Annotated in this window: 14 protein-coding genes; 7 read left to right on the forward strand and 7 right to left on the reverse strand. The window is 66.3% G+C overall.

Annotation, left to right across the window (positions count from 1 at the left end):
• The first annotated feature begins 114 nt into the window (after nt 1-114).
• Entirely contained in the window at nt 115-654 is a 540-nt protein-coding gene (locus ACODS0_RS22850; RefSeq protein WP_228896100.1) for a DUF2917 domain-containing protein, read from the forward strand.
• Nucleotides 655-1,025: 371 nt separating this feature from the next.
• Nucleotides 1,026-1,403: a DUF2917 domain-containing protein gene (locus ACODS0_RS22855; protein ID WP_121421219.1), complete on the forward strand. Its 378-nt coding sequence runs from the start codon at nt 1,026-1,028 to the stop codon at nt 1,401-1,403.
• A 122-nt stretch (nt 1,404-1,525) separates the two neighbouring features.
• Here ACODS0_RS22855 and ACODS0_RS22860 read toward each other — a convergent pair whose 3' ends face one another.
• The gene (locus ACODS0_RS22860; RefSeq protein ID WP_121421218.1) at nt 1,526-2,134 is read right to left on the reverse strand and encodes a TetR/AcrR family transcriptional regulator; all 609 of its coding nucleotides are present in this window, start codon (nt 2,132-2,134) and stop codon (nt 1,526-1,528) included.
• Nucleotides 2,135-2,364: 230 nt separating this feature from the next.
• On the opposite strand from ACODS0_RS22860, the gene fabF reads away from it, so the two are divergent.
• Nucleotides 2,365-3,639: a beta-ketoacyl-ACP synthase II gene (gene fabF / locus ACODS0_RS22865; RefSeq protein WP_426308503.1), complete on the forward strand. Its 1,275-nt coding sequence runs from the start codon at nt 2,365-2,367 to the stop codon at nt 3,637-3,639.
• Between the two features lie 39 nt (nt 3,640-3,678).
• Here the strand turns inward: fabF and ACODS0_RS22870 are convergent, their stop codons facing one another.
• Nucleotides 3,679-4,077 carry a BLUF domain-containing protein gene (locus ACODS0_RS22870; RefSeq protein ID WP_055394662.1) on the reverse strand — a complete coding sequence of 133 codons (399 nt, stop codon included), beginning with the start codon at nt 4,075-4,077 and terminating at the stop codon, nt 3,679-3,681.
• 126 nt (nt 4,078-4,203) lie between these two features.
• Here ACODS0_RS22870 and ACODS0_RS22875 point away from each other — a divergent pair, with 126 nt between their 5' ends.
• The 3 genes from ACODS0_RS22875 (at nt 4,204) to ACODS0_RS22885 (ending at nt 7,349) form a co-directional block, all read left to right on the forward strand.
• Nucleotides 4,204-4,959 (forward strand): Crp/Fnr family transcriptional regulator, encoded by a 756-nt coding sequence (locus ACODS0_RS22875; RefSeq protein WP_121421217.1) that lies wholly within the window; start codon nt 4,204-4,206, stop codon nt 4,957-4,959.
• Nucleotides 4,960-5,127: 168 nt separating this feature from the next.
• A complete protein-coding gene (gene glmU, locus ACODS0_RS22880) occupies nt 5,128-6,558 on the forward strand; it encodes a bifunctional UDP-N-acetylglucosamine diphosphorylase/glucosamine-1-phosphate N-acetyltransferase GlmU (RefSeq protein WP_488837359.1) in 1,431 nt (476 codons plus the stop codon).
• The gene (locus ACODS0_RS22885; protein ID WP_488837361.1) at nt 6,555-7,349 is read left to right on the forward strand and encodes a sensor histidine kinase; all 795 of its coding nucleotides are present in this window, start codon (nt 6,555-6,557) and stop codon (nt 7,347-7,349) included. The genes glmU and ACODS0_RS22885 overlap by 4 nt, the downstream gene beginning before the upstream one ends.
• 144 nt (nt 7,350-7,493) lie before the next feature.
• Here ACODS0_RS22885 and ACODS0_RS22890 read toward each other — a convergent pair whose 3' ends face one another.
• The 5 genes from ACODS0_RS22890 to ACODS0_RS22910 form a co-directional block, all read right to left on the reverse strand.
• Nucleotides 7,494-8,624 (reverse strand): diguanylate cyclase, encoded by a 1,131-nt coding sequence (locus ACODS0_RS22890; RefSeq protein ID WP_488837363.1) that lies wholly within the window; start codon nt 8,622-8,624, stop codon nt 7,494-7,496.
• A gap of 48 nt (nt 8,625-8,672) precedes the next feature.
• Nucleotides 8,673-9,725 carry a GGDEF domain-containing protein gene (locus ACODS0_RS22895; protein ID WP_488837365.1) on the reverse strand — a complete coding sequence of 351 codons (1,053 nt, stop codon included), beginning with the start codon at nt 9,723-9,725 and terminating at the stop codon, nt 8,673-8,675.
• Between the two features lie 155 nt (nt 9,726-9,880).
• Entirely contained in the window at nt 9,881-10,207 is a 327-nt protein-coding gene (locus ACODS0_RS22900) for a MerR family transcriptional regulator (RefSeq protein WP_008907221.1), read from the reverse strand.
• On the reverse strand, nt 10,204-11,190 hold the full coding sequence (locus tag ACODS0_RS22905) for a DnaJ C-terminal domain-containing protein (RefSeq protein ID WP_218301655.1): 987 nt from the start codon (nt 11,188-11,190) through the stop codon (nt 10,204-10,206). The genes ACODS0_RS22900 and ACODS0_RS22905 overlap by 4 nt, the downstream gene beginning before the upstream one ends.
• Nucleotides 11,191-11,294: 104 nt before the next feature.
• Entirely contained in the window at nt 11,295-11,804 is a 510-nt protein-coding gene (locus tag ACODS0_RS22910; RefSeq protein ID WP_055394649.1) for an Lrp/AsnC family transcriptional regulator, read from the reverse strand.
• 140 nt (nt 11,805-11,944) lie between these two features.
• Between ACODS0_RS22910 and glmS the strand changes: the two genes are divergently transcribed.
• On the forward strand, nt 11,945-13,858 hold the full coding sequence (gene glmS / locus ACODS0_RS22915) for a glutamine--fructose-6-phosphate transaminase (isomerizing) (protein ID WP_055394673.1): 1,914 nt from the start codon (nt 11,945-11,947) through the stop codon (nt 13,856-13,858).
• Nucleotides 13,859-14,150: the final 292 nt, after the last annotated feature.

Genomic DNA, 14,150 nt, shown 5'->3' on the forward strand with positions numbered 1-14,150 from the left:
CGATTCATGCGTTGACGGAATGAATAGCGTACCGCGTTTTCATTGGACTGTGTACGGTGGAAGGCGCACCATTCAGGCTCCTCAACACGTTTTACTGAAGCCAAGGAGCCTGTCATGTCCCCCCGCAACGTTCTGGAATCGCAACAATCCGTCCACGCCGCCCTGGCTGGCCGTCGTGCGGCCGGTTGCTGGAAACTGGCCACAGGCCGGGCCTTGTCGCTGCGGCCGCACACCCATGGTGTATTGCAGATTGCGCAGGGGCAGGTCTGGCTCACCCTGAGCGGGTCTTTGGCGGATTTGCCGGGTGCGGCGGCCGATCATGTGCTGCGGGCTGGGGAGCAATTGACCATTGCGCCGGGCCAGCATGTGGTGATGGAAGCCTGGAACCCCCGGGGCAACGCTGAGGCCGTGGCTTTCCGTTGGGACAGCGTGGTGGCACCCGCCACGGCGCAGCCCGCCAGCCTGGCCGCCCGCGACTGGGAATGTGGCGTAGTGCAGCCGCTGCGCGACCTGGTGCAGGCACTGGGCCAAAGCGGGCGCGCCCTGGGTGCGGCGCTGGCCGATGTGACGGGTGCAGGCGGCCGGTTCGCCGCCGGTCTGGCCCGGTTTGCTCTGCATCGGATAGCAGCACCGCTACAGCGCAAGCCCGCTTAAGAGCCTGTTCAATGTCTTTTTGGAGTCGCACAAGTACCTTGCCGGGAGGGGATGCAAGGCGCGGTGCGCAGTGGATAGCCCGGCTATCCACAAGCGCCGCAACGCCGCAGACCGCCCGGCAAGGCACTTGCCCGAAGGGTTGGAGTGAAATCGGGCGATTGGACGCCCCGGCTGCTTGCATGGGCATGAGCCCATGCGGCGCATCCGAAGCATCCACTCATCCCGATTGCACTCCAATGCGATCTCCAAAAAGACATTGAACAGGCTCTCTATATGCAGGAAAAGCATCAATAGGTGCCGTGCTTTTCATTGGACGTTGTTCTGCAAGCCGCGCACCATACGGTCTTATTAGGGTTTACCCGGAGAACACCATGACAACCTCTCACGCTCTTCATCTGTTTGCATCTTCCCGCGCGCTGGGCGCGGTCGCTGGTAGCACTGGCAACGTGGCAGCGGGCGCTGCTGTCACGCTGGCACCCAAGGTTGCAATGACTTTGCGCATTGCCGAAGGCCAGGCCTGGGTCACGCTGGGCAAGGGCCTGGGCGACAGCAGCGACGTGTTCCTGTGCGCTGGGCAGTCGCTGCCCGTGGCCGCAGGCCAGTCTGTGGTGGTCGAGCCGCTGAACGGCCGCCGTCTGCAGTACCGCTGGGTGGATGGCGATGCCGCCAGCGCCCGCCCCGCATCCTGGTGGCGCCGTGCGTCCGTTGGCAACGGGGCTCCCGCCTGGGGCGATGCCTGCTGCGCCTGACCTGATCTGAGGCGCTCGGTCGCCTCGGTTGGGTGTGGGGTTAGAGTCAAAAGAGCTGCTACCGCTTGTCCATCAAGCGGTAGCAGCTCTTTTTTAATAGCGAACGGGGAATCACCAGACCGTCAGCGCGGCTCTTCGCCCAACAGCCCAATCAGCTGGGTCTGCAGCGTCGTCAGCAGTTCATCCGACAACGCGGGCTGCGCCGCAGCGGTGGCTCGGGCCAGCACCAGCCCGCCGACCATGGTGGCCAGCACTTGTATCGCGCAATCCCGGTCTTGTGACCGCACGGTTGCGCTGCCTGCCTCGGCCCTGCTGTCGACCAACAACTGGGCAAACCGCTGGATGTTGCGCTCGATGCCCTCGGCAAACACTTCCGACAGCCCACCGCCCGCCCGTGCGGCGTCCACCGCCAGCGCGGCGACGGGGCAGCCGGTGCCCGGCGCGTCGCGGTGCTGGGGCGAGAGGTAGCGCTGGATGCGCTCGCCCACGGTGGTGTGGGGTGTGGCGCCTTCCAGCGGGGTCATCGACCAGTCAAACGCCCGCGCACACGCCTCCTGCACCAGCGCGTCCTTGGAGGCGAAATGCCGGTACAGCCCGCCATGGGTGAGCCCGGCGTCGCGCGTGATGTCGGCCACGCCCACGCCGGTCAGCCCCCGCTCGCGGTACAGGCGGGAGGCTGCGTCCAGGATGCCCTGCCGGTTCTCTGCGGCCTGTGCTTTGGAAACCTTCATGGGAGCCTCTTATTGATTGCGAGCGTACGCAAAAAGCGGTTGTGCCTTTATGATGATGGCTGCAATCATAAAGGCGCGGGCCCTTTCCGCGCGTCGCTGCAGCACCCCAGAACCGGTTCTTGGTGCTGCGCCCAATTTGTCTGACGAGGTGAATGCATGAAAAAAATGATCCCTGGCGGCCGTGGTGCCGAGTTGTGGAGTGGTTTGTGCTGCGACAAGGCGGTGGCCTGATGCGGCGCGTTGTGGTCACGGGCATGGGCCTGGTGTCGCCGCTGGGCTGCGGCGTGGAACTGGTCTGGCAGCGCCTGCTGGCCGGGCGATCGGGCCTGTCACGCCTGCCGGACGCGGTCACGGACGGCATTGCCGCCAAGGTGGCGGGGCAGGTGCCGGATGTGGCGCAAGACCCCGAAGGCGGCTGGGATGTGGACGCCATCGTCTCGTCCAAGGACCAGCGCAAGATGGACCGCTTCATTCCCTTTGCGCTGGGCGCGGCGCAGCAGGCGCTGGCGCAGGCCGGCTGGCCGCCTGCCGATGAGCGCGCGCGCGAGCGCACGGCCACGGTGATCGCTTCGGGCATTGGCGGCTTTGGCGCGATTGCCGAGGCGGTGCGCACCACCGACACGCGCGGCCCGCAGCGCCTGTCGCCGTTCACGGTGCCCTCCTTCCTCGTCAATCTGGCGGCAGGGCAGGTGTCGATTCGCCATGGCCTCAAGGGGCCGCTGGGGGCGCCGGTCACCGCCTGCGCCGCCAGCGTGCAGGCGATTGGCGATGCCGCGCGCCTGATCCGCAGCGGCGAGGCCGATGTGGCCCTGTGCGGCGGTAGCGAGGCGGCCATTGACCGCGTGAGCCTGGGCGGCTTTGCAGCGGCCAAGGCGCTCGGCACGGCGTTCAATGACACCCCCGAGCAGGCATCGCGCCCCTTCGATGCGCAGCGCGACGGCTTTGTGATGGGCGAGGGCGCGGGCATGCTGGTGATCGAGGCGCTGGACCATGCCCTCGCGCGCGGCGCCACGCCGCTGGCCGAGCTGGTGGGCTACGGCACGTCGGCCGATGCGTACCACATCACCTCCGGCCCCGAAGACGGTGACGGCGCAGCGCGCAGCATGCTGGCAGCGCTGGCGCAGGCAGGCCTCACGGCGCAGGACGTGCAGCATCTGAACGCCCACGCCACGTCCACCGGCGTGGGTGACCGGGGCGAGCTGGCGGCCATTCGCCGTGTGTTTGGCGCGGGGTCACAGGTGGCCATCAGTTCCACCAAGTCGGCCACAGGCCATCTGCTGGGGGCGGCGGGCGCGGTGGCCGCCATCTTCACGACGCTGGCGCTGCGCGACCAGGTGGTGCCGGGCACGCTGAACCTGCACACGCCCGATGCGTTGGCCGAGGGGCTGGACTTGGTGGCGCTGCGGCCCCGGCCCATGGCGCTCTCCCACGCCATGCTCAACGGGTTTGGTTTTGGCGGCGTGAACGCCACGCTGGTCCTGCGGCGCTGGCCGGTAGCCGCTTGACGTCTGGTGTCTGCCCCGTGCTGTGGGGGGGGGGCGGTCTCAGTGGACGAGTTCGCCCCGCACGGCTTCGAAGGCGGCCAGGGCTGCATCCCCATCCAATTTCTCCATGCGGGCGAGTGCATCCTCGTCTTCCACGGTGCTGAATGCCAGACTGAAGTGCTGAAAACGCCGGCCCGCCAGCGGGCCGTGGTGCAGCACCTCGACGTTGACATGGCGGGGGTCGTTGCGGATGCGTTCGATGAGTTTAAGCACCGCCTTCTGCGGACCCTCGAGCTGCTGGCAAAAACGCTGGCCATCAAAAATCAGCAATCCCGTCACGTCCAGCTCCGCGTTGACCTGGCGCGCTCGCCCGGCAATCTCGGCCACCACGCTCAGCGGTTGCTCGGGGGCGAGGGTGCTCACGTAGAGGACCTCGTAAAGGGCGGGGGATACATTCATAAGTGAGGCCCAATGTAGGGGGCTCACGGCGGTTGCACAATGTCAAAAGACATAGATGTAACTGCTGCGCCACCCGGCGCGTTGTGGTGCTGTCGCCAAATGTGAATCGATGAGAATTGCGCCACCATGAACGCCACCCTGCCCGCCCATGTCTGCCCCCCAACGTGCCACGATTGCAGATTGCGCAAGACCGGCGCCTTCACCGCCGTGAAGCCCGAGGTGCTGGACTTCATTGAAGGCTTTCGCACCGACAGCCTGGCCGTGGAAGCAGGCGGCGCGCTGGTGCGCGAAAACCAGACCAACGCCAAGCTGTTCACGCTGTATTCGGGCTGGGCCTTTCGCTACAAGACCATGAGCGACGGGCGCCGCCAGATCCTCAATTTTTTGCTGCCCGGCGACCTGGTAGGCCTGCAGCAGGAGTTTGGCGATGTCTCCACCCATGGCATCGAGGCGCTGACCGATTGTTCGCTGTGTGTGTTCCAGAACGACAGCCTGTGGGCGCTGTTTCGCGAGCACCCGCGCCTGGGCTACGACATCACCTGGCTGTCGGCCCACGAAGAAGGCCATGTGGACGACAACCTGCTTACCGCCGGCCGCCGCAACGCCACCGAGCGCGTGGCCATGCTGCTCATGCACCTGTACCGACGGCTCGACCGCATCGGGCTGGTGGAGGACGGCACAGTGGCGTTCCCGCTCAACCAGCAGCACATTGCCGACGCCCTGGGGCTGTCGCTGGTGCACACCAACAAGACGCTGCGGCGCCTGTCGCTGTTGGGCCTGCATGAGCTGAAGAACGGCCGCTTGCGCCTGCTCAACACCCGGGCTCTCGCGCGCATCGCCGAGTACTACGACACGCCGCCCCGACTAATGCCGTTGCTGTAAAACGCTGTCTGCTGCGGCAGAAATCTGAGTGAAATGGCCTCTAGCGCTTGATAGATAAGCGCGAATAGCTATTGTTTTAATAGCTTTTTGCGCCCAGCGGGCTGCAGCCGATAATCCACGCCATGCCCGCGCGCCGGGCTTTTGCAGCGCCCACCCATCTCCCCTTTCATGACCTCACTCGACATCCTCATCATGGCGGCCGGCAAAGGCACGCGCATGAAAAGCCGCCTGCCCAAGGTCCTGCAGCGCCTTGCTGGCCGCCCCTTGTTGCACCACGTGCTGGACCAGGCCGCGCACCTGCAGGCCCGCAGCGCCATCGTCATCACCGGCCATGGCGCTACAGAAGTAGAAGCGGCTACCGCAGGTGCAGCAAGCGCTAGCGCCTCTTTTGACCTCAAATTCGTGCGCCAGGAACCCCAGCTGGGCACGGGCCATGCCGTGTTGCAGGCCGTGCCGCACCTGCGCGAAGACGGCACGGTGGTGGTGCTCTCGGGCGATGTGCCCCTGACCCAGGCCGACACCCTGCGCGCCCTGGTGGCTGCCAGCGGTGGCGAGCGGCTGGCGCTGCTGACGGTGACCCTGCCCGACCCCATCGGTTATGGCCGCATCGTGCGCAATACATCGGATGCCGTGCAATGCATCGTCGAGCACAAGGATGCGAGCGACGCCCAGCGCGCCATCACCGAGGTCTACAGCGGCATCATGGCCGTGCCCGCGCGGTTGCTCACGCCCTGGCTGGCGCGGCTCACCAATGACAATGCCCAGGGCGAGTACTACCTCACCGACATCGTTGCCATGGCCGTGGCCGACGGTGTGCCCGTGGTGGCCCACCGCATCACCGATGCGCTGCAGGTAGCAGGCGTGAACAGCCCGCTGCAACTGGCCGAGCTGGAGCGTGCGCACCAACTGCGCCAGGCGCGGGCGCTGATGGAGCAGGGCGTGCGCCTGGCCGACCCGGCCCGGTTCGATGTGCGCGACGACACCCGCACCGGCGTGCGTGGCGAGTTGGTCTGCGGGCAGGATGTCGAGATCGATGTGAACTGCGTCTTCACTGGCCGTGTGGAGTTGGGCGAAGGCGTGAGCATTGGCGCCCACTGCTGCATTGCCAACGCACGCATCGCGGCGGGCGCGGTGATCCACCCTTTCACCCACATCGACGGCGAAAAGGCCGGAGCCACCGTGGGCGAGGGCGCCTTGATCGGCCCCTTTGCACGCCTGCGCCCCGGCGCACAACTGGGCCGCGAGGTGCACATCGGCAACTTTGTGGAAGTGAAGAATTCCACCCTGGCCGATGGTGCCAAGGCCAACCACCTGGCCTACCTAGGGGACGCCACGGTGGGCGAGCGCGTGAACTACGGCGCAGGCAGCATCACCGCCAACTACGACGGCGCCAACAAGCACCGCACGGTGATCGAGGCCGATGTGCATGTGGGCAGCAACTGCGTGCTGGTGGCGCCGGTGACGATTGGCGCAGGCGGCACGGTGGGTGGTGGCAGCACCATCACCAAGAGCACGGCGCCGGGGGCGCTGAGTGTGGCACGGGGCAAGCAGGTGAGCATTGCCAACTGGGCGAGGCCCGCCAAACAGCCCAAGCCATGAACGCACCAGACGCCAGCGCCGGGGACGAGCTGCAGCAATTGCAGGGATTGCGCGCCGAACTGGCCCGCAGCCAGCAGCAGGTGGCCGACATGGCCGCTGCGCAAGAGGAGTTCTTGCGTGCCGTGTCGCACGACCTGCGCGCGCCGCTGCGGCACGTGACGTCGTACGGCACGCTGGTGCGCGAGGTGCTGGGCGACCTGCCGCCCGAGGTGGTGCAGGGTGCCGAGGTGCAGGAGGCGCTGGGTTTTCTGGCCACAATGGACCAGTCTGCCCGGCGCATGGGGCTCATGATCGACGGCCTGCAAACCCTGGTGCGCGCCAGCCGCGCGCCGCTGCGCCTGCAGCCGGTGCCGCTGGGTGGTGCCATCCCCCAGGCGCGCGCCGCGCTGGCCGCTGCCGAGGCTGGGCGTGCGGTGGAGTGGCGCATTGCGTCGGATTTGCCCACTCTGCAGGCCGACCCCACGCTGCTGCAGGAGCTGCTGGTGCAAGTGTTGGGCAATGCCCTGAAGTTCACCCGCCCTGTGGCGCACGCGTGCATCACGGTGTCGGCGGATGCTGCACCCGCAGGCCAGGTGGCTTTTACGGTGCAAGACAACGGCGTGGGCTTCGACCCCGCGCGCGCGGGCAGCTTGTTCGGCGTGTTCCAGCGCCTGCACCGCGAGACAGAGTTTGACGGCGTGGGCGCGGGGCTGGCGCTGTGCCGCGCGGTGGCGCAGCGCCATGGCGCGCAGATCAGTGCCACGGCGGTGCCGGGCGGTGGCTGCACGGTGCGCGTGTGCTGGCCGGCGTGAGCAAAGATTTGATAATTTGCTATTAAAAATATAGCTGTTTGCGCTTGATGGATAAGCGCTGGCGGCAATTTTTATGCTAATTCCTGGGTCCCGCGGCGTTGTCAGCGCCCCGGGCTCAGCAGGTGCAGCAAACCCCCTTCGGGTTCAATGGGTCTGCACCACCGGCGCAGGTGGTGCCGCGTGGGATGTCTGCGCTTCATGGTCTGCCACCTGGTTGCGCCCGGCGTTTTTGGCGCGGTACAGGGCGGCGTCGGCGTCGTTGATCCACTCGCGCAGGCCCGCCTGGTGGGGCGCGGCTTGTGCCAGGCCGATGCTGCTGGTGAGGTGCAAATCAGGCTGGTCGCGCAGGTGCAGGGCCGCGATGCGGCTGCGAATGCGCTCGGCGATGGCCAGCGCATCGGCTGCGCGGGTGCCGCTGAGCACCACTGCAAATTCGTCCCCGCCGTAGCGGCCTGCGTGGTCGTGTGCGCGCACGCAGTCCAGGATCACCTGGCCCACGGCGTGGATCACTTCGTCCCCCACGGTGTGGCCGTGCAGGTCGTTGATGGACTTGAAGTGGTCGATGTCGATCATCAGCAGGCAGGCGGGGCTGCCGCTGGCGTGAAACCGCTCCAGGCTGAGCTTGGCCTGGTCCTGCCAGTGGCTGCGGGCCACCAGGCCGGTCTGGGCGTCGGTTCGGCGCAGGCTCTCCAGCTCGCGGTTTTGCCGCGCCACCGTGCGGATCAGGCGGTAGCTGGACGTGCTGACCGCCAACCCATGCACGATGAGCAGGGGCAGGGTGCACACCACCACCAGCAGCGAGCTTTCCAGGCGCGGCTCGGGCCGCAGCAGCAAGGTCATCAGCAGGCACATGCCCGCCATGCCGGGCAGGGAGTGCAGCCACAGGCGTTTGATGCCAGTGCTGAACTTGTCGTAGGTGGTGATGAGGGCCATCACCACGCAGGGCAGCAGGTTGAAGTGCAGCAGCGGCACCCACATGCCAGCGATGGCCGAGTCGATCAGCAGATTGCGCACTTCGGCCCGGTAAGGATCGGCGCTGTGCCGGGCCAGCAGGTAGGCCAGCTGGGGCCAAACCAGCGCGGTGACCCCCAGCAACCACCACATCCACGCCGGAGACTGGTTGTCGTGCAGAACACTGCCCAGCAACACGGCACCCAGGCCCATGCCCAGCATGCGCAACGGGTAGATGCGGCGGTAGGTCAGCCGCTCCGACGCGGGGCCTATGCCGCCGTGGCGGCGGTAAGAAGCAGGCTGTGGATCGTTCGCGGAGGGCATGGTGGCACGGGGCGGCGAATGTGGTGTGCTGGAACCGGTTCTCGGTTGCTACACCGCAGGCGCCAGCGCTGGCTCCATGCACCCCGCCACGCGGTTGCGTCCACCGTTTTTGGCGGCATACAACGCGGCGTCGGCGGCGTCGATCCAGGCGCGCAGGTTGCTGTGGCGGTGGTCGGCGGGGGCTACGCCAATGCTGCTGGTGATGCGCACGCCGGGCAGGCTGCGCAGGCGCACGCCTTCGGTTTGCTCGCGGATGCGGTGGGCAATGGCCAGCGCGTCCTTGGCGAGCATGCCCGGCAGCACGATGGCAAATTCATCGCCGCCGTAGCGCCCGGCGCAGTCGCCCGCGCGCACGTTGCCGCGCACCACATGGGCCAGCGCGCGGATCACCTCGTCACCCACGGTGTGGCCATGGGCGTCGTTGATTTCCTTGAAATGGTCAATGTCCAGCATCAGCATGCAGGCGGGTTCGTTGCTGGCGTGGTGGCGGCGCAGCGCCGCCTCGGCCTGCTCTTGCCAGTGGCCGCGCCCGAACAGGCCCGTGAGCGCATCCACGCGCCGCAGTTCGTCCAGCATCTGGTTGTGCCGTGCCGACTGGCGGATGAGCTGGTAGCTGACCATGCTGACCGACAGCGTGTGCAGCGCCATCACCGGCAGGCAGGCAACCATGACCCGCATGGAGGTTTCCGGCGCCCAGTGCAGGCCGGCCAGCGCCGCGCCCGCCAGCCCCCCGACCAGCATGGCGGGCAGCGCACGCGCCCACAGCCCACGGATGCCGGTGGTGATCTTGTCCACCATGGTCAGTGTCAGCAGCAACACGCTGGGCAGCAGGTTGAAGTGCATCAACGGCACAAAGCTGGCGGCCAGGGCGGAGTCAATGAGCAGGTTGCGGGTTTCAGCGCGGTAGGGGTCGGCGCTGTGCCGTGTGATCAGGTAGGCCACATGGGGCCACACAAAAGCAGGCAGCACCATGGCCAGCCAGGCGGAGACGCTGGCGTGGCGCTCCCACAGCACCACGCCCACCACGATGCCACCGAGCCCCATGCCCAGAATGCGCAGGGGGTAGATGCGGCGGGGCATCTGGCGGCGGGGTGTGGGCATGGATGGATAGGGTGATGCCGCTCGTGCTGCGCTCTGGGGGGGCGGGCTCGCGAAGGGGCTGGGGGGAGCTTACATGCCCCTGTGGGGCGATGCCAGCATGAAATGACCAGGTGCTGCGGCGTGGCCCCCCAGTGTTCCGTCGTGCTCTGCTGCGTTCAACGGCCTTTCAGGTGCCGCAGTTGCTGGCGCAGGGCGGTGACTTCCTCAATCAGGTCGGCCGTGAGCGCGGCCAGGTGCGGATCGGCGTCGAAGGTGAGTTCCAGGTGGGCAATGCGCCGGGCGCGCACCACGGTGGCCCCGCTGAAGCGCCAGGCCGAGCGGTCGCCTTCGCCTTCGGTGCCAGCCTGCAGCAACCCCTCCTGCAGCCGCGCTGCCACCCAGTCGGCATCCATGCGGCAGGCGCGGGCCAAGGCGTCCAGCGTGAGGGCGGCGCTGCCATCGTCGAGCAGTTCTGCGGGGGGCGTGGGGGAGTGGGCGCTCATGGCTGGGCTCCTTGCGCAGCGCGCGGGTTGTAGTGGGGAAAGGCCTGGGCCAGCGCGGCGTACGCAGCGCGTTCGGCATCGGTGGTGGCCGGCGGCAGGGCCATGTGCAGTTCCAGATAGAGGTCGCCCGGTGGTGTGCCCGGGATGCCCCGGCCTTTGAGGCGCAGCTTGCGCCCCGCCTTCCAGCCTGCGGGCACCGCCACCTCGATGACCGAGCCGCCCGGCGTGCCCACCTCGACCGAGGCGCCCAGGGCCGCCTCCCAGGGGGCCACCACCAGCGGCTGGTAGACATCGCGGCCCTCCGCGCGCCAGCGGGGGTCGGGCTTGAACAGCACCTCCAGAAACAAATCGCCCGCCGGTGCCCCACCCCAGCCCGGGCTGCCCTGGCCAGCCAGGCGGATGAGCTGGCCTTCGCGCACGCCCTGCGGGATCTTGACGGCCAGGTGGCGCTCGTCGCGCACCAGCGATCCGTCATCGGCCTGGTGCGCGCTTTGCAGCGTGAGGGTGCGTTCGGCGCCCTGGTAGGCGTCGGCCAGGTCCAGCTCGATGCGGGCGTGGTGGTCTGCGCCGCGCTGGGTGGGGGGCGGTCTTCCGCTGGTGTGTTCGCTGCGCCCGGCGCCACGCGCCCGGGCGGCACGGCCAAACAGCTGTTCAAAGAAGTCGCTGTAGTCGCCTGGAGCGCCACCCGGACCACCCGCGCCGTCCGAAAACTCGAACCCCGCATCCCAGTGCGGGGGCGGGCGGAAGTCCTGCCCCGGCTGCATGCGCGGTTCTTGCGCAAGGCGGTCGTAGGCGGCGCGTTTTTCCGGGTCGGAGAGCACGGCGTTGGCCTCGTTCACCGCCGTCATGCGCGCCACGGCGTCGGGCTCCTTGCTCACGTCGGGGTGGTATTTGCGCGCCAGCTGGCGATAGGCCTTCTTGATCTCGTCGGCCGTGGCGGTGGGGCTGACCCCCAGCGTCTGGTAGTAGTCCTTGAACTCCATGCGGCGTGGCTCCTGTGTGTCCAACCACTCTATGCCGATGCGGCGGGAAGGCAAGAGGACTGGGACAACCGCATGCAAAGGGGCTGTCAATCATTTGCTATAAATTAAATAGCTGCTTGCGCTTTCTGATCAAGCGCTAGAGGCACTTTTGTGCCAAATTTCGCCCTGCGGGTTGCAAAGAAGGCCTTCACGTTGCGCACATTGGCATCGCCCGTGAACAGGCGCTGCGACAGCGCCAGGTACCCCGGCATGTCCCGTGTGTGCACCACCAGCACAAAGTCGGGCCCGGGCGACACGCGCCAGCATTGCTGCACGGCGTCGTCGGCCACGGCGCGGGCTTCGAACGCGTCAAGCTGTTCGGCGCCTTGGCGGTCCAGCGACACCTCGACGATGCAGGCCAGCCCGTGGCCCTGAATGGCCGCAAGCCGATCGGGCTGCAGGATGGCCACCTGGCGCTCGATCAGACCGGCATCGTGCAGGCGCTTGACGCGGCGCAGACAGGTGGGTGGGGAGACATGCACCTGTTCGGCCAGGGATTGGTTGCTCTGCGCCGCGTCGGTTTGCAGCAGGTTGAGCAGCTGCAAGTCTGTGCTGTCGAGTGATATGGATTCCATGATTTTCTATAAATTGAATAAAAATTTCATGCATTGTGTTTTGTGAAATTTAAGTTCAATTTCATTGAAATATCAATCGATAATTTTTCTCAATGCTGCTTACGATCCGCCCCATCGAATCCAACCCAAGGGCAAACACCATGTGCGGCATCGTCGGCGCGGTCTCTACGCGCAACATCGTTCCCATCCTCGTCCAGGGCCTGCAGCGGCTTGAATACCGGGGCTATGACTCCTGCGGCGTGGCGGTACATGCCTCCAGCCTCGATGCAGCGCGCCCGGCGGGCCTGCAGCGCGCCCGCAGCACCGCCCGCGTGGCTGAGTTGCTGGAGCAGGTGACCACCGAACACATCGACGGTGCCACCGGCATTGCCCACACCCGCTGGGCCACCCATGGCGCGCCCGCCGTGCACAACGCCCACCCGCACTTCAGCCACGGCACTGGCGCAGACGCGCAGGCCCAAAGCGCAGGCCGAGTAGCCTTGGTGCACAACGGCATCATTGAAAACCACGAAGAACTGCGCAAGGCGCTGCAGGCACGCGGCTATGTGTTTGTGAGCCAGACCGACACCGAAGTCATCGCCCACCTGGTGGACAGCCACTACAGCGGCGACCTGTTCGACGCCGTGCAGGCCACCGTGGCCGAGCTGCATGGCGCCTACGCCATCGCCGTGATGCACAAGGACGAACCGCACCGCGTGGTGGGTGCACGCGCCGGTTCGCCGCTGATCCTGGGGGTTGGAAACGGGGGCGCAGAGCACTTTCTGGCCAGCGATGCCATGGCCCTGGCGGGCGTCACTGACCAGATCGTTTATCTGGAAGAGGGTGACCTGGTGGACCTGCAGCTGGGCCGCTACTGGATCGTGCGCAAGGACGGTGCCGCACTCACGTCCGAACAGCGCCCCGTGCGCACCGTGCTGGCCCACAGCGGCGCGGCCGAGCTGGGCCCCTACCGCCACTACATGCAAAAGGAAATCTTCGAGCAACCGCGTGCCATCGCCGACACGCTCGAAGGTCTGGCTGGCATCGTGCCCGAGCTGTTCGACGGCGCGGGCCAGCATGGCGAACCTGGCGCCGCCGCCTGGCGCGTGTTCAAGGAAATCGACAGCGTGTTGATCCTGGCCTGCGGCACCAGCTACTACAGCGGCTGCACCGCCAAATACTGGCTCGAAGACATCGCGGGCATCCCCACGCAAGTCGAAGTGGCCAGCGAATACCGCTACCGCACCAGCGTGCCCAACCCACGTACCCTGGTTGTCACCATCAGCCAGTCTGGCGAGACCGCTGACACCCTGGCCGCGTTGCGCCACGCGCAGAGCCTGGGCATGCAGCACACGCTGACCATCTGCAACGTGGCCACCAGCGCCATGGTGCGCGAATGCAAGCTGGCGTACATCACGCGCGCCGGTGTCGAGATCGGTGTGGCCAGCACCAAGGCCTTCACCACCCAGCTGGCAGGCTTGTTTTTACTGACGCTGGCGCTGGCCCAATCCAAAGGCCGTTTGAGCGACGAGCAAGAAGCCGCCCACCTCAAAACCATGCGCCACCTGCCCGTGGCCTTGCAGGCTGTGCTGGCGCTGGAGCCACAAATCATCAGTTGGGCCGAAGACTTTGCCCGGATGGAAAACGCTCTCTTTTTGGGCCGAGGCCTGCACTACCCCATTGCGCTGGAAGGCGCCTTGAAGCTCAAGGAAATCAGCTACATCCACGCCGAGGCCTACCCGGCCGGTGAACTCAAGCACGGTCCCCTGGCCCTGGTGACCAGTGCCATGCCCGTAGTCACCGTGGCGCCGAATGACACCTTGCTCGAAAAGCTCAAGAGCAACATGCAGGAGGTGCGCGCGCGCGCTGGCGTGCTCTACGTGCTGGCCGACGCCGACACCCGCATTGAAAGCAGCGACGGCATCCATGTCATCCGCATGCCCGAGCACTACGGCCCCTTGAGCCCGCTGCTGCACGTGGTGCCGCTGCAGCTGCTGGCGTACCACACCGCGTGTGCGCGGGGGACGGATGTGGACAAGCCCAGAAATCTGGCGAAGAGTGTCACGGTGGAGTGACGCGCAGGGTAAGGGGATTTTTTTGCCTTAATTGACTAAAGTTATGGACTTTTTCATGTATAAAAATTAGATTTCAACAATTATTTTTCGATTGTGGGAATTTTCTACAAATTTGACTCATGCACTGTGGGTCGTAAAGATAGCTCTGCAGCCTGTAGATAAAGCCCCAAGGGTGCCGCGCACCAGTACTGATGGGTTGATTGTTGATTTCCACGCAAAGCTGACCCGGGGGTTAGTGGGGGTGCGGACGAAAACTTGGACTACTAGAAGGTAGTTCATGTATTCCTACGAA

Source organism: Acidovorax sp. FG60 (assembly GCF_057808995.1).

What these genes read in the sequence shown, in the direction of transcription:
- ACODS0_RS22850 (WP_228896100.1), top strand. Translation starts at nt 115, where the DNA reads ATGTCCCCCCGCAACGTTCTGGAATCGCAACAATCCGTCCACGCCGCC.
- ACODS0_RS22855 (WP_121421219.1), top strand. Translation starts at nt 1,026, where the DNA reads ATGACAACCTCTCACGCTCTTCATCTGTTTGCATCTTCCCGCGCGCTG.
- ACODS0_RS22860 (WP_121421218.1), bottom strand. Translation starts at nt 2,134, where the DNA reads ATGAAGGTTTCCAAAGCACAGGCCGCAGAGAACCGGCAGGGCATCCTG.
- fabF (WP_426308503.1), top strand. Translation starts at nt 2,365, where the DNA reads ATGCGGCGCGTTGTGGTCACGGGCATGGGCCTGGTGTCGCCGCTGGGC.
- ACODS0_RS22870 (WP_055394662.1), bottom strand. Translation starts at nt 4,077, where the DNA reads ATGAATGTATCCCCCGCCCTTTACGAGGTCCTCTACGTGAGCACCCTC.
- ACODS0_RS22875 (WP_121421217.1), top strand. Translation starts at nt 4,204, where the DNA reads ATGAACGCCACCCTGCCCGCCCATGTCTGCCCCCCAACGTGCCACGAT.
- glmU (WP_488837359.1), top strand. Translation starts at nt 5,128, where the DNA reads ATGACCTCACTCGACATCCTCATCATGGCGGCCGGCAAAGGCACGCGC.
- ACODS0_RS22885 (WP_488837361.1), top strand. Translation starts at nt 6,555, where the DNA reads ATGAACGCACCAGACGCCAGCGCCGGGGACGAGCTGCAGCAATTGCAG.
- ACODS0_RS22890 (WP_488837363.1), bottom strand. Translation starts at nt 8,624, where the DNA reads ATGCCCTCCGCGAACGATCCACAGCCTGCTTCTTACCGCCGCCACGGC.
- ACODS0_RS22895 (WP_488837365.1), bottom strand. Translation starts at nt 9,725, where the DNA reads ATGCCCACACCCCGCCGCCAGATGCCCCGCCGCATCTACCCCCTGCGC.
- ACODS0_RS22900 (WP_008907221.1), bottom strand. Translation starts at nt 10,207, where the DNA reads ATGAGCGCCCACTCCCCCACGCCCCCCGCAGAACTGCTCGACGATGGC.
- ACODS0_RS22905 (WP_218301655.1), bottom strand. Translation starts at nt 11,190, where the DNA reads ATGGAGTTCAAGGACTACTACCAGACGCTGGGGGTCAGCCCCACCGCC.
- ACODS0_RS22910 (WP_055394649.1), bottom strand. Translation starts at nt 11,804, where the DNA reads ATGGAATCCATATCACTCGACAGCACAGACTTGCAGCTGCTCAACCTG.
- glmS (WP_055394673.1), top strand. Translation starts at nt 11,945, where the DNA reads ATGTGCGGCATCGTCGGCGCGGTCTCTACGCGCAACATCGTTCCCATC.